The following is a 16,814-nucleotide window of genomic DNA, read 5'->3' on the forward strand; positions in this document are numbered from 1 at the left end:
CCATTCGCCCGGACCGGGCACACTCGGAATATGGCCGACGAGATGCCCAAGCCCCCAGAAACAGCAAGTTGCTGGATCCCGCTTGGAGTATTGGCCGCAGTGGCAATCCTCTTCGTTATCGCGTTGCCGATCTCGCGAACCCTGGTTGGCGACCCGATCCGGATGGCAGAGAAAGGCGCCGTGAAGGCGGCCGAGCTTTATGTGGATCGCGAGTCCCTCCCCGGCTCAATGTTCGACCAAATGGTGGGGAAAGTCGATTCGAAGCGGGTTGTGAAAATCGGGATTGAAAAGGGCCCGCCCGCCAAGGTTTTCGTCACTCTAGATCTAAAAGGGGATAAGGGCGCCGGGGTGGCAACCTTGGCATTGGTCAAAGAGGGAGGCGACTACCGCGTGGTGGATTCGGCGGTGGACCGCCGGTGACCGGGGCGGCTTTGTTGTTGCAGGCCTTGCTGATGCCTCGGCAGTATCCGATCCCGCCCGGGTTCGCGGGCCGATTTGTCGCGGCCCGCATCCCCACAACTCAAAAGGTGATCGCCCTGACCTTCGACGATGGTCCAGATCCGGTGACGACGCCGAAAATTTTGGCGGCCCTGCAGGCAAACCACGCCCACGCGACATTTTTTGTGTTGGGGCGCAATGCCCGGCAATACCCGTGGCTGTTGCGCCAAATCGTTTTGGATGGCCACGCCATCGGTACCCACTCCTTTTCCCATGCCGCCCGGCTCGGACTGGGGGTCGCATCGGCTGAGAACTCCCTGACCTCACAGATCGTGTACCAGGCGACGGGGATGCGCACTCCGCTATTCCGGCCGCCATATGGGATGCGGGATAGTGCGCTGAACCAGGATGCCCGTTCGCGCGGTTGGGTGTCGTTCTTCTGGTCGATTTCATCTGCAGATACGGCGACCAAGGATCCTGAAGTCGTATTCCGGAATGTCTGCTTTACCCCGGGCAACGGCGAGATCGTGCTGATGCACGACGTGAAGCCGCACACGGCTGAAGCCGTGCCCAAAATTTTGGAAGAACTTGGAGGCCGGGGATACCGTTTTGTGACCTTGCCCGAATTGATTCGGTTGGCCCCGCCAGCGGGCACCTGAGCCTATCGCGCCGAATCAAACGCGTAGAATCAGGTGGTATGGCAAAAATGCATGAGTACCCGGTGACGGTTCGCTGGCAAGGCGGGCGGGGTGGTTCGGGACAAGCATCAGGAGATCGGTCGGGGACGGCAAGCCCCCTGGCTACGCCCCCAGAATTCGGCGGATCCGGCAATGGCACAAACCCAGAAGAGCTTTTGGCCAAGGCGGTCGCGGGCTGTTACAGCATCACATTTGGCATTATCGCCGAAACCCGCAGGATCCCCCTGGTGGGCGTTGAAACCCATGCCACCGGGGTTGTGGAAGAAAACGGGCCGCAGTTCACCTACCAGTCCATCACCATCCGCCCCACGATCACGTTGTCGGCGGATGCGACGGACGAGCAGGTAGCCCTGGCTGAACAGATGTCCCACAAAGCCGACCTTTACTGCATCATCACCAACGCGATCCGCGACAAGGTGTCGATCTCGGTTGAACCGACGATCATCCGCGGCTAGCCCGATTGGAGTAACCTCCGACAATGCGGAGCCCCCTTGTTGCCGGCAACTGGAAAATGAACCTCACTTCTGCCGAAGGGGAGGCGCTTGTAAACGAGATCGTGCACTTGGCGGGTGAACAGTTCGATGTCGACGTCGTGGTTTGCCCGCCGTTTTTGGCCATCCCCAAAATTGCAGACGTGTGCCGCCGTTCACGGGTGAAGCTTGGGGCGCAAGATTGTTTTTGGAAGGATAGCGGCGCGTTCACCGGCCAAGTGAGCCCAACCCAGTTAGCCGAATTCCATGTGGACTATTGCATTGTTGGACACAGCGAAACGCGGGGCCGGTTTGGCCAATTGGAGATTCCCGAATCTGCGGCCAGCCTTTTTTCCGAATCGGATGAAACGGTCAACCTCAAAATCAAGGCCCTGTTCTTCCATGGCATCACGCCGATTTTGTGCGTGGGTGAGACTTTGGCCGAGCGGGAATCTGGCCAAACCGACCCGGTGATCGCCGCCCAGCTCAAAGGGGCTCTTGACGGGATCGACGCTTCCGAGTTGTTCGGATTGGTTGTGGCCTATGAGCCGGTGTGGGCCATCGGCACGGGCCGAACCTGCGATGCTGCCGAGGCCAACCGGGTTTGCTCGGTGATCCGTTCCGAGATCGAAGCGATTGCGGATGCCGAAGTTGCCCAAAGTGTTCGCATCCTTTATGGCGGTTCAGTGAAGCCCGAAAATGCGGCCGAATTGTTTGCCCAAGCGGATATCGACGGCGGATTAGTTGGCGGGGCAAGCCTGAAGGCGGCGGGGTTCTTGGAAATCATCCGCGCCGTGGGCTGACCGGGATAGTTGCGGGCTTGGCCGCAACCCGGTGGTATTGCCGATAATTGGGTGGGTTCCGGCGTCCTTAATTAGAGACCAAACCTTTCGGGGATTGAGACCATGGCATTAACCACCCTTGCTGCGATGCTCTTGTTGGCCGATGGCGAAGGCGTCAGCAACATCAAAGACGACGGCCCACAGGCCCAACATGTATTGGTCGCTTCGATGGCGGCAAAGCTTGGCATGACGCTGTTTGCCCCAGACAAAACCGCACGAGGTTTTGCTATGGCCTCGATCGAATCGGTGATGTTGGAAGGAACCGACCCGTTCGGCCTCGGCCGCCGTCCGGCCGTTCGGATGAGGTTTGTCAACAAGGGCACCGCGACCGCCTTTGATATCTATGAAGTAAAGAGCTCCGGGTCGGTCAATGCAGCCAAACATATGGCCTGGTTGCTCGGTTCGGGCAGTTTTGAGGGCAGCCCGAGCCCCCATGACACGGTGGCCACCCTCAAACGCGCCGACACCGACTTGGCCTTTGCTGGCGGCCTTGTGAGTGAACCAAGCGCACTTGAGCTGCTCAAGCGGCTTGTGAAGATTTCTCCCAACTGATCTCCCGTCCCTTGGAAAATGGCGGCCCGGGTTGCCCTGGGCCGCCTATTCCTTTGGAGTCTCTTTGAACCGGATGCTCAGGCTGTTGATGCAATACCTCTGGCCCGTGGGGGTTTGGGGCGCGTCATCGAAAACATGGCCGAGATGCGACCCGCAGTTCTTGCACCGGACCTCGATCCGGTGCATGCCGTGAGAAGTGTCTTCGATGTATTCGATGGTGTCGGTGAAAGATCGGAAAAAGCTCGGCCATCCGCAACCTGAGTCAAATTTGGCGTCACTGCCAAAGAGCAACGTGTCGCAGGCGCGGCACCGGTATTCGCCCTCACCCTTAAAATCCCAATACTCGCCGGTGAATGGCCGCTCGGTACCGTGTTCCCTGAGCACGTGGAATTCGTCTTCGTTGAGTTGTTCGCGCCATTCTGCCTCTGTCTTTTCGACTTTGTAGTCTCCACTCATCTGTTTGATTCGACGCTGGGAATGAGCGTCTTGTTAGCGGGTTTCCCTCCGTTAAGGGCGGTGAGGCAGTCTTCGTGCAGCAATTGCGAATAGGCGGTCTCGTGCTTTTGGTAGCCGGCGAGCCGGTTAGACGCCTGGAGGCTGGCATAGCAGGCTCCGGCAAACAAGGCGAGTCCGAGCGAAGCGGCAACAAGGGCCTGGCGCCGGGCCAATTGCCGATCCGCATCCACAATTGCCAAGGTGGAAAGGCAGAGGCAAGCCAAGATCAATGGGAGGGAAGCAATACCCGTTTGCCCGGAATAGGCGCCACCAAGGGCGGCGGGCATCCACGCCATGGCAAGCCCCAAACTGGCCAGCAGCAAAGCAATGGAAAGGAACCGACTGAACTTGGTTTCTGGCTTGCGGTTCTTGTGCCAGGCAAGAATGACCAGGGCCGCCATCAGCGCGACTTGGCCCAACACCTCTTCGAGTGCGGTGTTGCGTTCAAAAAAGTAAAGGGCGATTGCGACGATGGTGACATGGATCACGGGGACGAACCGTTCGGTGATGCTGATGAGCGCAATGGGCAGGCTCACAAGGAGGATCGTCACCACGGTGGGCACATGGAACGAAAACGCCGTGGGAGTTGCCGCCAAGCTAACCGAAAGCGGCACGAGCGCCAGGTAGCGGATGGGTTTGACCCAGGCACGATCCGCGAACCGCTGGGTGGCCAGCAGGAGGGTGACCACGGTGGCCGTGACCAGGAGCACCGGCAACGGCAGTCCGCAAAGCAACGGAGAAGCGAGGTACAGGACGTCAAAGTCGAGGGCATCATTCCCGTCGATCGAGTAACTGTATTGGGAGAGGTGCAACGCCTGCTCAAATTGGTTGCCGGGGTGCAATCCTTGCCCTTCGGCGGCTCGGGTGAGGTCAGAAACCTGTTCCAGCGAGAGCAGTTTGCTCTTATAGATCGATTCGGACACCGACTTGGAAACGGCTTCGGCGATGAGGGATTTGCCGACCACTTGGGTGATGGTGAACCCTCCGGGTTCCAGCATCGTTTTGCCGATCGCGATGACGGCCAGGCGTTGTTTGACCGTCTTCTCCCGGTCGCCGGCGATCCACTTGCGGCAAAGAGTCCTTATGGGCGAAAGATCCTTGAACAGGACCATGGCAAGGTTGCTCAGCCGCTCCATTGCCGAGGGCTCGTAAACAAGGGATCCCATGCGCCTATCCACCTCTTGTTGGGCGTAGTTTTCGTACCTTTCACACTTTGCGGCGGTAAGGAGATAGTCTTCCGCCTTCCCGCTCTCCCCTTGGGCGTCGGCGATCACGGCCAGCATCAGCGGGAAGAATGAGTTGCCGGGGTCTTTGGCTCGACCGAGTTCGGCGGCTTCTTGACACTTGCCGTAAAGGGATCTGATCCTCGCCTGATCCCCCTTTGGGATACCGGATGTGGTCCCTTGGAAAGTCGCTGGCGTGCCATTGCGGACGGCAACCCCGATGACATCGACCTCGCCAGAATCGATGGCCGCTTGGACATAGGCTTCGCGGCGAAAGAACTGGTCGGCATGGCGTCCATCGGCAATGATTTCGGTGTCTGCCCCAAGCCGGTGAAACTCAGCGAGTTCCCCCTTGTACATGGTTTGCGGCGAGTACCGCGGGAAGCCCATCGCACGCAGGGCGGCAAAGGAGTTGAGCCGTCCATCAGGGACAGCCAGATAAAGGGCAAGGCACAGCAAGGCCAAGCCCCCCATCCACTTGAGAGGGTTGAGGGATTCCATAGTTGGATCCTTAGTTAGGATTGGGGGGTGGCTTCCTCGGCGGGCGGCGCCTTTTTGCGGCCGAGTTGGCACAACCAGCTGGCGAGGGCTTTCCAGATGATCGGCTCAGGTTTGGGCGGGTGATCCATCCGGTCGAAGTGGTCGCGGAGAAGGCTGTCGATTTGGGCGTCGGTCATGATTCACCCCAGATTTTTTTGAATTCGACCCGGGCCTGGTTCAGCCTGCTGGCGACCGTGCCCATGGGGATTTGGAGGGCATCGGCGATTTCCCGGTAGCTGTAGCCTTCACCCAGGTGGAGGGCGATGACTGCCCGATGGTCGGGCGAGAGCCGGCCCAAGGTCTGTTCGATCTCCATATCCAGTTGGGGGTTTTCGGTGTTTGGCAGGCTTTCGGGAAGTTCTGAAACCGGCTTGGCAGATCTCAGGACGTCGATGGCGCAATTGGCAACCGTGCGCCGGACATACCGGATGAGATCAGGTGAGAGGGTGGGGAATTGCGGTGAATCCAACAGCCGCAGGAAAGCGTTTTGCACAGCGTCTTCGGCACTGGCTTGGTTGCCGGTGATCCGGCGCGCCATCCGGAGGGAATCTGCCCGATGCGATTCCAGTATGGCGGCCCGGTTGATCAGGGTGGCCTGGGTAGGGGAGAGTCGTTCAGTCATGGGCCGTTCACCCTGGATAACTGATTCTATTGCTAATTTCTTCAATCTGCTCAACAAAAGTGCCCGGCTCACGAGGGCCGGGCACCTTTGTTGAGAGGTTGTTCGCTTATTCAGCGGGGGAGTTTTGCGTTCACGGCATCCCAATCGATACACTGCATGTAGGCTTCGATGTACTTCATGCGGGCGGTTTGGAAGTCCAGGTAGTAGGCGTGCTCATAGACATCCATGGCCAGGAGGAGAGTGTGGTTCCAAGTCGGGAATGTGTCTTGGCTGTCCCCGATGTAAGTGTGGATCCTTTGCTCCTCGTGGTCAAATCCCAAAAAGACCCATCCCCTTCCGGCCATTCCGGTGGATTTCCAGTCGGCTTCCCAATGTTCAAAACTGCCATAGGCTTCCTTGATGAGTGTGGCCACGTCACCGGTGGCGTGGCCGCCGGCCCCGCCGAGGGTTTCGAAATAAACTTTGTGGTTGATGTAGCCGCCGTAGGCGAAAGCGTAGTTGACTTTGAGCGCCCTCATTTGGCTATAGACTTGGTTTGCCTTTGTGGGATCAACATCGGCTTCGGCCAGGAGTTTGCGGATTTCGTTGGTCTTGTTCGCGTAGCCTTTCCAAAGCCCGAGGTGGGCGTCGTGGGTGGCTTTTGAGATGCCGGCCGCGGCGGTCGAGTAGACCTTTTCGGGCAACGCTTCTGGGACGGTTACTAGCTTTGTTTCCATGGCTGTCATCTGGTTTTACCTTGGGTTTTGCGTACTCCTCCGCGATCCTGGGTGTGTCCGGCAGGAGTCGGAAGGCCCCTGCCCCTGGATTGGGGAAGAAAAAACCAAAAAATCCAGATTCATCCCCTTCTTTCGCGGCTTGAGTGTGTGTAACCTGGAGCTATGGATGATTTTGCACTCCACGCACTTCAGTCCGCTCCGAAAGTTGTCGAACGGGTTCTCAGGGTTTTTCCGCACGACCGATTGGACGACAGGTTCGACACCGACCGGTTTACCGCCCGGGAGGTCGTTGCCCACTTGGCGGACTACGAGCAGACGGTCCTCGACCGCATCCGCGCGGCGAACTCCAAGCCGGGAAGGGAAGTCCCGGCCTATGATCCGGACGCTAATGCCGCCGAACACCACTTTGGCGAGAAGGACGTGTTCCATGAAGCCGAGGTTTACGAAAGCAGACGCGGTGTGACGATCGAATACCTGCAGGGCCTGACCGCAGAAGACTATGCCAAAACGTTCACCCTTCCCGACGGTCGGGTGTTTTCGATTTCAGATTATCTCTGCCATATCCTGCGGCACGACCTGAACCACTTGGAGCAGATGTCGCACTACTTGGCGACGGAAGTCGCTACGATCACCTGATCGGTTGCCAAAGTAAAAAGAGTCCGCCCCCAGGCCAGGATCCTGGGGGCGGACTCTTTTTGTTGAGTTCCTATTACTTGCGTTTGCGGCGTGCGGCGGCAATGGCGGCCGCCATGCCGAGGACGGCCATGGTGGCGGGTTCGGGGACGGCTTGGACATAGTCCACGGCCACGTCGCCGGAATTGGCCGTATCGAAGTCAACTTGAATTTGGTCGACATCGGCAAAGTTGACACCGGTGAAGCTGCTGAACAAGAACGTCGTGAGCTCAGGAGTGTTGATCGCGCTACCGAACAGGGTTTGCGACACGGTGAAGTTGGTGCCGTTCCCGTTGCGGACGTTCATCCGGATCGTCAGGTCGCCATCGCGGGAAAGAGTGCGGATTTCAAACCGGTTTTCGGCGGAGAGATTGAGGTTGAGGTCGTTGTAGCTGGTGCTGTTGGGGCCGGTCATGGTCAAGCCATAGCCCACTGCGCCGAGGCCATCGACACCCGACTGAGAGTTGATGCTGAGGGCACCGGAGTTGGTGTCGACATCAAGGCTCAGGCCGAAGGCGTTGTTGGTGACGGCGATGTAGACGACACGAGTGCCGCCGACCATCGAGCCGTTTTGCATGAAGTACTGGCTGCCGCTGGTGAGCGAGCTCGTGGCCGCCCCGGTGCTGAAGTCGTCGATCATGACGAGGGCATGGGCCGAAGCCGCCGCGAGGAGTGCGGTTAAGGTTGTGATGAACGTGAACTGGGCTTTCATTTGAGACTCTCCGTTTATTTGCGCTTGCGGGCAACCAGTGCTGCCGCGCCAAGGCCAAGGGCAATCAGGGAAGCCGGCTCGGGGACGGCTTCAAAGGAATCGATGACGGTGTCCCCGCTCGCGGTGGTGTCGAGGTAGATCCCGATGGAATCGACATCGGCAAAGTTTTGGGCACCGAATTCCGCAAACGAGATCGTCACGACCTGCGGGGTCATGACCATGCCGGGTGTGAGGTTGTGGAGGCTGGAAAAGGCCAAGTTGCCCCCGTTGGTGCGGATGGCGATTTGAATGGTTGCTGCCAAGTCGTTGCTGAGGACGTTGATATTGAAGGCGTTTTGGGTGGACAGATCGAGGTTGAGATCCGTTCCGACGGTAAAGCTCCCAGCCGAATCGGATCCGTAACCGATGATGGATCCGGCATCGACGGACGTTTTGCTATCCGAGGCAAAAATTCCGTTGATGACCACGTTGGAGTGGGTCAGGCCGAGAGGGTTAGCGGAAATGCTGTGATATACCCAGCGGTTGCCGCCGGGCACCGAAGCCGCGGTGTAGGTGGAATTGCTACCGGTGTTGATTTGATCGTTGATGTTCCCGGTGGAAAAGTCATCGATCATCAAGGCATGGGCCATACATCCGAAGCCCAATAGGCCAAATAAGGCAAAAGTTTTCATCCTGGTTTTTTCCTCTGCGAATCGGCCGGGAGCCAAATGCCCCTCGAGCCATCACTAGTATAGACGGTTCGATTGCCGAAGGTTGGGCAATGTTTGGCCTTCTGGCCAGAACAAGTAAGTTTACGGGGAGACCAGGATCAAAATGGATACGCCCAACTGGGGCCGTATGGACGTATCCTTAATGTGTTCTTATTGCTTTGCCGATTGATAGTTGTTTACAAAATCAACTCAGCCGGCCAGAGAGCTTGCCAAAGGCGTTTGCACCCGCATAAATGGCGGACATGCCGAGCTCTTCTTCGATCCGGAGCAACTCGTTGTATTTGGCAACCCGGTCGGTGCGGTTGGGGGCGCCGGTCTTAATCTGTCCGCAGTTGGTGGCAACCGCCAGGTGAGCGATGGTGACATCTTCGGTCTCCCCGGACCGGTGGCTCATCACGCTGGTGTAACCGGCGCGGTCGGCCATGCGGACGGCGGCGAGGGTTTCGCTGAGCGATCCGATCTGGTTGACCTTGATGAGGATACTGTTGGCGGTGCCGCTGGCAATCCCGCGGCTGAGCCGGGTGACGTTAGTGACGAACAGGTCGTCGCCAACGAGCTGAACTTTGTCGCCGATGGCATCGGTCACCCCTTTCCAGCTGTCCCAATCGTCTTCAGAGATTCCATCTTCGATGCTGATGAGGGGGTACTTTTCCGCGAGCCCGGCCAGGTATTCGACCTGCTGCGGACCGGACAGTTTCTTGCCGTTTTTGTAGTTGTAGGTGCCCCCTTCGTAAAACTCGGTGGCGGCGGCATCGATTCCCAACCAGATCTGTTTTCCGGGCTCGTAGCCGGCCTTTTGGATGGCGTCCAGGATGTAATCGAAGGCAAGCTCCTGCGATTCGAGGTTGGGGGCAAACCCGCCCTCGTCGCCGTAGCCGGTGCCGAGTCCTTTGGATTTAAGCACGGCCTTGAGGCTGTGGAAGATTTCGCATCCGGCTTGCAATGCGTCGGAGAACGTTTCGAACCCGATGGGCAAAACCATGAATTCTTGGAAATCGACGTTGGAATCTGCATGCTGCCCGCCATTGAGGATGTTGAGCATCGGCACGGGCAGGGTCTTGGCGGCAACCCCGCCGACATATTTGTAAAGGGGCAATTCGGCCGACATGGCGGCGGCTTTGGCGACGGCCAGTGAGACCCCAAGGATGGCGTTTGCCCCCAGTTGGCTCTTGTTGTCCGTCCCATCCAAACTGCACAGCAGGGTGTCGACGCCTTCTTGGTCGATCGCCTCAAACTCCATCAGGGCGGGGGCAATGCGCTCGTTGACGTTTTCGATGGCATTGAGGACACCCTTGCCCATAAACCGGGATTTGTCTCCGTCGCGCAACTCGACGGCTTCAAAAGCTCCGGTGCTGGCCCCGCTCGGGACGGCTGCCCGCCCCATGGCCCCGTCTTCTAAGACGACATCGACTTCGACGGTGGGGTTTCCCCGGGAGTCGATGATTTCCCGCGCGGTGATTTCAACAATGGCAGACATGGCTCCGGTGATTTTACAGGGGAGCCGGTACGGGCCCGTAGCCCACGGTAGGTAAGATAGGGCTCACCGACATGGCCGGCCGCGAGAGCTACTTCTGGCACAAACTCCATTCTCTGACGGGAATCATCCCAACGGGGTTCTATTTAGTCCAGCACCTGACCCTCAATTCCTTCTCTTTGGCCGGGGCTCCCGCGTTCGACTCGATCATCCATTTTTTTGGAAATCTGCCGCTGCATTTCCTGTACTTCTTGAAGTTCGGGGTTGTGTGGCCGGCGTTGATATTCCACGCGGTTTACGGCCTGTTCATCGTGTCCCGGTCCGAAGGCAACTATAGCCAGCCGTCGTTGAAGTTCCGCGAGAATCGGTACTACACCTTTCAGCGGTGGACGGGCATTTTTGCATTTGTCTTTTTGGCCTACCACATGGCATCAACCTCGGTTTTGGGCCAGATCAAAGGCGAATCGGCGATTGAATACGCCACCTGGGCCGAGCGGCTATCGGCCCCATTTGGCACGCACCTGGTGTTGCTTTTTTACGTGGCCGGTGTGCTGGCCAGCAGTTACCACTTTGCCTACGGGATTTGGAACTTCTGCATCCGCTGGGGCATCACGATCAGCGAATCGGCCCAGCAGAAAACGGCTAAGCTGAGCCAAGCGCTATTCGTCGCGGTGAGCGCCATCGGGATCTTGGCACTGCTCGGTTTCTTCTTCCCCGTGTTTGGCGGGGCCAAGCACCAAGCGTCTCTGGAAAAATCTGCGGTTTCCCGTCCCGTCAACCTTCAAAAGTAGGCCGGTTTTCCGGTTTGAGGTCTTTGTAAAGGGGGAGCCCTTCATCTTTGGGGCTCAGCTGCGGGCTCCCGATGGGCCATGGGATAGCAAATTGGGGGTCATCGAACCGGATCCCAGAGTCTTGGTGGTGGCGGTAGGGGGCCGTGCACTTGTAGGCCACTAGTGCCGTTTCGCTCAGCACACAGAATCCGTGGGCAAAACCTTCAGGGATGAACAGGGAACGGTGGTTGCCCTCGCTGAGGTGTTCGGCGTGCCATCGGCCAAATGTCGGCGACCCTTCGCGGATGTCCAGCGCCACATCCCAGATCTCACCTTGGACGCACTGAACCAGCTTGCCCTGGGTGAGCGGATATTGAAAGTGCAGCCCCCGCAAAACGCCATGCCGGGAAAAACTGAGGTTGTCCTGGACAAAAACGTGGCTGAACCCGAGGTCGGTCAACTTTTCGTCATTAAACGTTTCTAGGAAATAGCCGCGCTCATCGCCAAACACCTGGGGTTCGATGACGGCGACGCCGGGGATGTCGGTGGTCAAGACCTTCATTTCAGGATTTTGAGGAGGTATTGGCCGTAGGCGTTTTTGGCCATCGGCTCGGCAAGGGCGTGCAACTGGGCGCTGTCGATCCAGCCCATGCGGTAGCAGATCTCTTCGATGTTGGCGACCATGAGGCCCTGGCGCGTTTCGACGGCTTGGACGAAATTGGCGGCCTGGAGCATGGATTCGGCCGTGCCGGTGTCCAACCAGGCAAACCCCCGGCCAAACCGGGTGACATGGAGGGAGCCTTGTTCCAGGTAGATCCGGTTAAGGTCGGTGATTTCAAGTTCACCGCGTGCCGATGGGCGGAGCGACTTGGCGAATCCGACGACCTGGGGATCGTAAAAATAGAGCCCGGTCACGGCAAAGTCCGACTTCGGATTCTCCGGTTTCTCTTCGAGCGATTCGGCGCGGCCCACCGCATCAAAACTGACGACGCCATAAGCCTCTGGGTGGTCGACCTGGGTGGCGAAAACGGTGGCCCCTTCTTTCCGGTCGTGGGCTTCCCGGACGAGCCCGGTAAGGTTTTGTCCGTAGAAGATGTTGTCGCCCAGGACAAGGGCGCTGGGGTCGCCCGCAATGAACTGCTCGCCGATCAAGAACGCCTGGGCGAGCCCCTCTGGGCTGGGTTGTGCGGCGTATGAGAGGTTGATCCCCCACTGCGACCCGTCGCCCATCAAACGGATGAAAGATTCCTGTTCGTGGGGCGTGGTGATGACGAGGATATCTCTGATCCCGGCAAGGAGCAAGACGCTCAAAGGGTAATAGACCATCGGCTTGCTATAGACGGGAATGAGCTGTTTGCTGACCCCCCGCGTGATGGGGTGGAGCCGGGAGCCAGAACCGCCCGCCAGGATGATCCCCTTGCGCCTCATTTGTCCGAGACCCCCGCGTAATGCTCGTCGATCCACTTCAAGTAGGATCCCGATCGGACGGATTCGGTCCATGCTGGATTGTCGGCATACCATTTAACCGTTTGGCGGAGGCCTTCTTCAAAAGATTGCTTGGGCCGCCAACCAAGTTCCCGTTCGATTTTCGATGTGTCGATGGCGTATCGGAAATCGTGCCCGGGTCGGTCGGCGACAAATGTGATGAGCGATTCGACCGTATCAACCTTTTGGTGGGTAATTTCCGCGACGGCGGCGCAGATGGCCCGGACGACGTCGATGTTGGTCCGTTCTGCCTTGCCGCCGATGTTGTAAGTCTCGCCAACCCGCCCCTCGGTCATCACGGTATAGATGGCTTCGGCATGGTCGCCGACATAGAGCCAGTCCCGGATATTGGCCCCTTTGCCGTATACAGGCAAGGGCTTGCCGGCCAATGCGTTGAGGGCCATGACGGGGATCAGCTTTTCGGGAAATTGCAAGGGCCCATAGTTGTTGCTGCAGTTGGTAACTTTTACCGGCAATCCATAGGTGTGATGCCAGGCCCTAACCAAATGGTCAGATGCGGCCTTTGACGCGCTATAGGGACTGTTGGGGGAATAGGGCGTGTCTTCACGGAAGCTGCCCGTCTCCCCCAATTCGCCAAAGACCTCGTCAGTGCTGACATGGTGGAAGACCTTGCCATCCAGGTCTGTGCCCCATTTTGACCTGGCCGCCTCCAAAAGGTTGAATGTGCCGACGATGTTGGCATTCAGGAAATCTCGGGGGTAGCGGATGCTGCGGTCGACATGGGTTTCCGCGGCAAAGTGGACGATGTGCGTGGGATCGAACGAATCCACGGCTTGGTGGGTTGCTTCGGCATTGGCCAGGTCGACCCGAGCAAAGGCATAGTTCTCCAAATCCTCCAACGCCGCGAGGGAGAGGGGGTTCGCCGCGTAGGTCAGCGCATCGATGTTGAGGAACTGTGAATCTGGAAGCCCCGGCACATAACGGAGAAGGAAATTGGCGCCGATAAATCCGCAACCGCCGGTGACCAGGATCCTCATCGGGTGCCAAGGTTACCCGTGCGGGCGACACCAGAGGCGGTTCGTTTCGTCAGACATTCATGCCCATGTGCGCAGCCGTGTTGATTTGCTCGCTGGCCATGCCACGGGTCGACCCGATTGGGCGGCCGGTCGAGGTTTTCGCCAGCGGGGAGCACCCCTATACTCGGACGCCAGGGATTGCCGTTTTGCCAAACGGGCGGATTCTGGTCGTCGCGGCTTCGCAGGAATCCCTTGCGGATGAAAGTGGTAACAAGATCCTGGTCAAGTCGAGCGGGGATGGCGGCCGGACTTGGGGCAATGGGGTCACGCTCGCTGGCAATGGGTCTGAAAGCGCGCAGTCACCTGTCATCGTGGCCTCGGGGGAAAAGGTCTTTGTGCACTTTGCGGTCTTCCCGGCGGGGACCGATTCTTACCATTTGGACACGGGTTTCGGGGCAAAGGGCCAGAAAACCTATGTTTCCGTGAGCCGGGATGGAGGGACGACCTGGATTCCCCCGGTGGAGACAACCCGTGCCATCCGGCGTGAAGGAGTGCAATCCGTCAATTTTGGCCCTGGCCGGGGGATCGTGCTCCAACGCGGTCATTACAAGGGGAGGATCGTTGTCCCAATGCACACGCGGGTCGGCGGCGCGGCGGCCAGCGGGGCGGTTTGGAGCGACGACGGCGGCAACAGTTGGCAAAGCGGTGCCACCGTTGAAGCCCCAGACGGCGTTTTTCCAAACGAATCCGGCTTGGCGGAGTTGGAAGATGGCAGCTTGGTCTTTAATGCCCGGGCGGCGGGCGGGATCGGCAAACGCGTGCAAGCGGTTTCTGGTGATGGCGGGGCGACTTGGTCGGGGTTCGAGGTCAAGTCAGACCTTCCGGACTCGGTCTGCCATGCCGGGATCCTGCGGCACCGGTTCGAAGGGGTGGCGCAACCGGGAGTTCTCCTGCTATCAATGCCGAGCCCAGCCGGTCGCATCGACGGCTTGGTTCGGGTCAGCACAGACGATGGGCGTACATGGCCAGGCTCGTTCGAGGTTGCCAAAGGCTACTTCGGCTATTCGGCCCTGGCAAACTTGGAAAACGGGGAGGTCGGGCTCGTTTATGAATATGCCCCTCGTGGAGGCTCAGACCCCCAGCTTGGGATCAGGTTTTTGCGCCTCAAAGTTTCGGGCTGAGCCCTGCCTGCCCGTGGGCTGTGGCCTCATAATCACACCAGTATGTCGACCATCCCCAGCCACATCGCCGACTCCGGCTTGGCGGAAGCGGGCAAGAACCGCATCGAATGGGCAGAAAAGGATATGCCGGTTCTCCGGCTGATCCGCGAGCGGTTTGAAAAAGAGCGGCCGCTGGCCGGCCAGCGCGTGACCGCCTGCCTGCATGTCACCACCGAAACCGCAAACCTGTTGCGCACGCTCAAAGCGGGCGGGGCCGAAGTGGCCATTTGCGCCAGCAACCCGCTCAGCACGCAAGACGACGTGGCAGCCGCCTTGGTGGAACTGTACGGTATCCAGACCTACTCGATCAAAGGCGAAGACCACGCCACCTATTACCGGCACATGAACCAGGCGCTGGACATTGAGCCGACCCTGACGATGGACGACGGGGCCGACACTGTGGGCATCATCCACAGCGAACGCAAAAACTTGATCGATTCAATCATCGGTGGAACGGAGGAGACGACGACGGGGGTCATCCGGCTGCGTGCCATGGCCAAAGACGGCGTGTTGGCTTACCCGATCGTCGCCGTCAACGATGCGGATACCAAACACCTGTTCGACAACCGCTACGGCACGGGGCAATCCACGTTGGATGGGATCCTGCGGGCCACAAACATCCTGCTTGCGGGAAAAACCGTCGTGGTGGCCGGTTATGGCTGGTGCGGCCGGGGTGTTGCAATGCGGGCCAAAGGGATGGGCGCCAATGTCGTCGTCACAGAAATCGACCCGACCAAGGCCATTGAAGCCGCCATGGATGGCTTCCAGGTCATGCCCATGCACGAAGCGGCCCCGCACGGGGATCTGTTCATCACGGTAACCGGGTGCAAGGATGTCTTGGATGACCGTCATTTCAAATTGATGAAGGACGGGGCTGTAATTTGCAACAGCGGTCACTTCAATGTGGAGATCAACATTCCGCAACTGGACGCAATGAGCGCTTCGCGGCGGGAAGTGCGGCCGTTTGTGGAAGAGTTCACCGTGGGCGGCAAGCGGGTCTTCCTGCTCGGCGATGGGCGGTTGATTAACTTGGCGGCGGCCGAAGGCCACCCGGCAAGTGTGATGGACATGAGCTTTGCCAACCAGGCTTTGTGCGCCGAATACATGGTGTCGCACGCCTCCTCTTTATCCAAAAACGTGTACACGGTGCCAGAAGAGATCGACAAGCAGGTTGCGCGGCTCAAACTCCAGGCCATGGGAATCCAAATCGATGTCCTGACCCCGGAGCAGGACAAGTACCTGAACAGCTGGACGGAAGGCACCTAAGCAACGGCCCCGACCACTCGCTTGTTCACCGCGAGGTGCGGATGTCCGTGACCCCGCCTTTCCCCATCACGCAAAAGGCGGTGGCGAGCGGGTCCGACTGCAATCCCTTGTCCGCGATGACCGTGGCGGTCACGCGGTTCGTTACGCCCATGCCGGTTCGCGGATCCACGATGTGGGAATAGCGGATGCCGCCGATTTCGACGTACTGTTCAGAATCGCCGGACGTGCTGACGGCGCATTGCGCCAAGGCCCGGGGGGCAGATTCGCCGGGAATTTGGATAGGCCATCCTTCGGAACCGGGTGGGGCGGCGCCCGCGGCGATGTCACCGCCCGATTGGACAATGGCGCGGCCGAACCCGGCCCTGGCCAGGCACTCAAGAGCGGCATCGCAGGCGTACCCTTTGGCAATGCCGCCGAGGTCGATGCCGATACCTTCTTTGAGGATGGTGACAGATTGGTTGACCGGATCAAGCTTCAAAAACCGGTACCCGACGTGGGAAACGGCTTGCCGGAGTTCGATCGGGCCGGGCATCCGCCCGGTTTGTCGGGCGTTCCGCCACAATTTGACGGCGGGGCCAGCGGTGACGTCAAAGGCGCCGCCGGTTTGTTCGCTGACCTGCTGGGCTTGTTCAAGGACGATCCAGAGATCTTTAGAGACGCTTGTTTGCTGGAGTGGCTTGATCTGTCTGATTTCGCTGGAAGGGCGGTAATCGCTCATTTCCTGCTCAAGCTGTTCCACCCTGGCATAGGCGGCAGCGGCTGCCTGTTCGGCTTGTTCGCGGTCCGTTGCGTAAAAGGCCAGCCGGAATTCCACGCCCATGTGGATTTCGGTGAATGCAAATTTTTGGATGGCTTGATTTTGGCTCCCCAATAGGGCCGTCAGCACCGCGCTGAGCATCTCACCAGAGTTTAGTCCACCGGCCGGTTGTACA

Annotated in this window: 21 protein-coding genes; 9 read left to right on the top strand and 12 right to left on the bottom strand. The window is 58.9% G+C overall.

Annotation, left to right across the window (positions count from 1 at the left end; translation table 11 throughout):
* Positions 1 to 30: 30 nt before the first annotated feature.
* From JNM28_04255 to JNM28_04275, 5 genes are all read left to right on the top strand, one after another.
* Complete coding sequence (locus JNM28_04255; GenBank protein MBL8067639.1) at positions 31 to 420, top strand: hypothetical protein; 390 nt, start codon at positions 31 to 33, stop codon at positions 418 to 420.
* A gap of 32 nt (positions 421 to 452) precedes the next feature.
* Complete coding sequence (locus JNM28_04260; protein MBL8067640.1) at positions 453 to 1,097, top strand: polysaccharide deacetylase family protein; 645 nt, start codon at positions 453 to 455, stop codon at positions 1,095 to 1,097.
* A 38-nt stretch (positions 1,098 to 1,135) separates the two neighbouring features.
* The gene (locus JNM28_04265; GenBank protein ID MBL8067641.1) at positions 1,136 to 1,591 is read left to right on the top strand and encodes an OsmC family protein; all 456 of its coding nucleotides are present in this window, start codon (positions 1,136 to 1,138) and stop codon (positions 1,589 to 1,591) included.
* Between the two features lie 23 nt (positions 1,592 to 1,614).
* Positions 1,615 to 2,409: a triose-phosphate isomerase gene (locus tag JNM28_04270; GenBank protein MBL8067642.1), complete on the top strand. Its 795-nt coding sequence runs from the start codon at positions 1,615 to 1,617 to the stop codon at positions 2,407 to 2,409.
* Between the two features lie 102 nt (positions 2,410 to 2,511).
* The gene (locus tag JNM28_04275) at positions 2,512 to 3,000 is read left to right on the top strand and encodes a hypothetical protein (protein ID MBL8067643.1); all 489 of its coding nucleotides are present in this window, start codon (positions 2,512 to 2,514) and stop codon (positions 2,998 to 3,000) included.
* A gap of 45 nt (positions 3,001 to 3,045) precedes the next feature.
* Here JNM28_04275 and msrB read toward each other — a convergent pair whose 3' ends face one another.
* The 5 genes from msrB to JNM28_04300 form a co-directional block, all read right to left on the bottom strand.
* Positions 3,046 to 3,456 (bottom strand): peptide-methionine (R)-S-oxide reductase MsrB, encoded by a 411-nt coding sequence (msrB, locus tag JNM28_04280; protein ID MBL8067644.1) that lies wholly within the window; start codon positions 3,454 to 3,456, stop codon positions 3,046 to 3,048.
* On the bottom strand, positions 3,453 to 5,219 hold the full coding sequence (locus JNM28_04285; GenBank protein ID MBL8067645.1) for a hypothetical protein: 1,767 nt from the start codon (positions 5,217 to 5,219) through the stop codon (positions 3,453 to 3,455). Before JNM28_04285 ends, msrB begins: the two co-directional genes overlap by 4 nt.
* A 14-nt stretch (positions 5,220 to 5,233) precedes the next feature.
* The gene (locus tag JNM28_04290; protein MBL8067646.1) at positions 5,234 to 5,395 is read right to left on the bottom strand and encodes a hypothetical protein; all 162 of its coding nucleotides are present in this window, start codon (positions 5,393 to 5,395) and stop codon (positions 5,234 to 5,236) included.
* A complete protein-coding gene (locus JNM28_04295; protein MBL8067647.1) occupies positions 5,392 to 5,880 on the bottom strand; it encodes an RNA polymerase sigma factor in 489 nt (162 codons plus the stop codon). Before JNM28_04295 ends, JNM28_04290 begins: the two co-directional genes overlap by 4 nt.
* Before the next feature lie 110 nt (positions 5,881 to 5,990).
* Positions 5,991 to 6,596 carry a superoxide dismutase gene (locus JNM28_04300; GenBank protein ID MBL8067648.1) on the bottom strand — a complete coding sequence of 202 codons (606 nt, stop codon included), beginning with the start codon at positions 6,594 to 6,596 and terminating at the stop codon, positions 5,991 to 5,993.
* 162 nt (positions 6,597 to 6,758) lie between these two features.
* Here JNM28_04300 and JNM28_04305 point away from each other — a divergent pair, with 162 nt between their 5' ends.
* Complete coding sequence (locus tag JNM28_04305; protein MBL8067649.1) at positions 6,759 to 7,232, top strand: DinB family protein; 474 nt, start codon at positions 6,759 to 6,761, stop codon at positions 7,230 to 7,232.
* A gap of 73 nt (positions 7,233 to 7,305) precedes the next feature.
* Here the strand turns inward: JNM28_04305 and JNM28_04310 are convergent, their stop codons facing one another.
* The 3 genes from JNM28_04310 to eno form a co-directional block, all read right to left on the bottom strand.
* Positions 7,306 to 7,980, bottom strand: a complete 675-nt coding sequence (locus JNM28_04310; protein ID MBL8067650.1) for a PEP-CTERM sorting domain-containing protein — start codon at positions 7,978 to 7,980, stop codon at positions 7,306 to 7,308.
* A gap of 14 nt (positions 7,981 to 7,994) precedes the next feature.
* Positions 7,995 to 8,651 carry a PEP-CTERM sorting domain-containing protein gene (locus JNM28_04315; GenBank protein MBL8067651.1) on the bottom strand — a complete coding sequence of 219 codons (657 nt, stop codon included), beginning with the start codon at positions 8,649 to 8,651 and terminating at the stop codon, positions 7,995 to 7,997.
* A gap of 223 nt (positions 8,652 to 8,874) precedes the next feature.
* A complete protein-coding gene (gene eno / locus JNM28_04320) occupies positions 8,875 to 10,167 on the bottom strand; it encodes a phosphopyruvate hydratase (protein MBL8067652.1) in 1,293 nt (430 codons plus the stop codon).
* Between the two features lie 71 nt (positions 10,168 to 10,238).
* Between eno and JNM28_04325 the strand changes: the two genes are divergently transcribed.
* Positions 10,239 to 10,955, top strand: coding sequence for a hypothetical protein (locus JNM28_04325; GenBank protein ID MBL8067653.1), 717 nt, complete (start codon positions 10,239 to 10,241; stop codon positions 10,953 to 10,955).
* On the opposite strand, the gene rfbC is transcribed toward JNM28_04325, so the two are convergent.
* The 3 genes from rfbC to rfbB are packed head-to-tail and all read right to left on the bottom strand — an operon-like array spanning position 10,939 to position 13,417.
* Positions 10,939 to 11,496, bottom strand: coding sequence for a dTDP-4-dehydrorhamnose 3,5-epimerase (gene rfbC / locus JNM28_04330; GenBank protein ID MBL8067654.1), 558 nt, complete (start codon positions 11,494 to 11,496; stop codon positions 10,939 to 10,941). The two genes, JNM28_04325 and rfbC, sit on opposite strands and share 17 nt — an antisense overlap.
* Positions 11,493 to 12,362, bottom strand: a complete 870-nt coding sequence (rfbA, locus tag JNM28_04335; protein MBL8067655.1) for a glucose-1-phosphate thymidylyltransferase RfbA — start codon at positions 12,360 to 12,362, stop codon at positions 11,493 to 11,495. The genes rfbC and rfbA overlap by 4 nt, the downstream gene beginning before the upstream one ends.
* Entirely contained in the window at positions 12,359 to 13,417 is a 1,059-nt protein-coding gene (gene rfbB, locus JNM28_04340) for a dTDP-glucose 4,6-dehydratase (protein MBL8067656.1), read from the bottom strand. The genes rfbA and rfbB overlap by 4 nt, the downstream gene beginning before the upstream one ends.
* 65 nt (positions 13,418 to 13,482) lie before the next feature.
* Between rfbB and JNM28_04345 the strand changes: the two genes are divergently transcribed.
* Together JNM28_04345 and JNM28_04350 are read left to right on the top strand one after the other, a co-directional pair.
* Positions 13,483 to 14,577 carry an exo-alpha-sialidase gene (locus tag JNM28_04345; GenBank protein MBL8067657.1) on the top strand — a complete coding sequence of 365 codons (1,095 nt, stop codon included), beginning with the start codon at positions 13,483 to 13,485 and terminating at the stop codon, positions 14,575 to 14,577.
* Positions 14,578 to 14,619: 42 nt separating this feature from the next.
* Positions 14,620 to 15,882, top strand: a complete 1,263-nt coding sequence (locus tag JNM28_04350) for an adenosylhomocysteinase (GenBank protein ID MBL8067658.1) — start codon at positions 14,620 to 14,622, stop codon at positions 15,880 to 15,882.
* Positions 15,883 to 15,907: 25 nt separating this feature from the next.
* Here JNM28_04350 and JNM28_04355 read toward each other — a convergent pair whose 3' ends face one another.
* Positions 15,908 to 16,780, bottom strand: a complete 873-nt coding sequence (locus JNM28_04355; protein MBL8067659.1) for an FAD:protein FMN transferase — start codon at positions 16,778 to 16,780, stop codon at positions 15,908 to 15,910.
* Positions 16,781 to 16,814 lie beyond the last annotated feature (34 nt).

This window comes from Armatimonadota bacterium (genome assembly GCA_016789105.1).
Taxonomy (GTDB): domain Bacteria; phylum Armatimonadota; class Fimbriimonadia; order Fimbriimonadales; family Fimbriimonadaceae; genus UphvI-Ar2.

Excerpts from the sequence above, each read along its gene's own strand:
- JNM28_04300 (MBL8067648.1), bottom strand. The coding sequence starts at position 6,596 with ATGGAAACAAAGCTAGTAACCGTCCCAGAAGCGTTGCCCGAAAAGGTC.
- rfbB (MBL8067656.1), bottom strand. The coding sequence starts at position 13,417 with ATGAGGATCCTGGTCACCGGCGGTTGCGGATTTATCGGCGCCAATTTC.
- JNM28_04265 (MBL8067641.1), top strand. The coding sequence starts at position 1,136 with ATGGCAAAAATGCATGAGTACCCGGTGACGGTTCGCTGGCAAGGCGGG.
- JNM28_04275 (MBL8067643.1), top strand. The coding sequence starts at position 2,512 with ATGGCATTAACCACCCTTGCTGCGATGCTCTTGTTGGCCGATGGCGAA.
- JNM28_04345 (MBL8067657.1), top strand. The coding sequence starts at position 13,483 with ATGTGCGCAGCCGTGTTGATTTGCTCGCTGGCCATGCCACGGGTCGAC.
- JNM28_04295 (MBL8067647.1), bottom strand. The coding sequence starts at position 5,880 with ATGACTGAACGACTCTCCCCTACCCAGGCCACCCTGATCAACCGGGCC.
- rfbC (MBL8067654.1), bottom strand. The coding sequence starts at position 11,496 with ATGAAGGTCTTGACCACCGACATCCCCGGCGTCGCCGTCATCGAACCC.
- rfbA (MBL8067655.1), bottom strand. The coding sequence starts at position 12,362 with ATGAGGCGCAAGGGGATCATCCTGGCGGGCGGTTCTGGCTCCCGGCTC.
- JNM28_04355 (MBL8067659.1), bottom strand. The coding sequence starts at position 16,780 with ATGCTCAGCGCGGTGCTGACGGCCCTATTGGGGAGCCAAAATCAAGCC.
- JNM28_04260 (MBL8067640.1), top strand. The coding sequence starts at position 453 with ATGCCTCGGCAGTATCCGATCCCGCCCGGGTTCGCGGGCCGATTTGTC.
- JNM28_04305 (MBL8067649.1), top strand. The coding sequence starts at position 6,759 with ATGGATGATTTTGCACTCCACGCACTTCAGTCCGCTCCGAAAGTTGTC.
- msrB (MBL8067644.1), bottom strand. The coding sequence starts at position 3,456 with ATGAGTGGAGACTACAAAGTCGAAAAGACAGAGGCAGAATGGCGCGAA.
- JNM28_04350 (MBL8067658.1), top strand. The coding sequence starts at position 14,620 with ATGTCGACCATCCCCAGCCACATCGCCGACTCCGGCTTGGCGGAAGCG.
- JNM28_04310 (MBL8067650.1), bottom strand. The coding sequence starts at position 7,980 with ATGAAAGCCCAGTTCACGTTCATCACAACCTTAACCGCACTCCTCGCG.
- eno (MBL8067652.1), bottom strand. The coding sequence starts at position 10,167 with ATGTCTGCCATTGTTGAAATCACCGCGCGGGAAATCATCGACTCCCGG.
- JNM28_04290 (MBL8067646.1), bottom strand. The coding sequence starts at position 5,395 with ATGACCGACGCCCAAATCGACAGCCTTCTCCGCGACCACTTCGACCGG.
- JNM28_04315 (MBL8067651.1), bottom strand. The coding sequence starts at position 8,651 with ATGAAAACTTTTGCCTTATTTGGCCTATTGGGCTTCGGATGTATGGCC.
- JNM28_04255 (MBL8067639.1), top strand. The coding sequence starts at position 31 with ATGGCCGACGAGATGCCCAAGCCCCCAGAAACAGCAAGTTGCTGGATC.
- JNM28_04285 (MBL8067645.1), bottom strand. The coding sequence starts at position 5,219 with ATGGAATCCCTCAACCCTCTCAAGTGGATGGGGGGCTTGGCCTTGCTG.
- JNM28_04270 (MBL8067642.1), top strand. The coding sequence starts at position 1,615 with ATGCGGAGCCCCCTTGTTGCCGGCAACTGGAAAATGAACCTCACTTCT.
- JNM28_04325 (MBL8067653.1), top strand. The coding sequence starts at position 10,239 with ATGGCCGGCCGCGAGAGCTACTTCTGGCACAAACTCCATTCTCTGACG.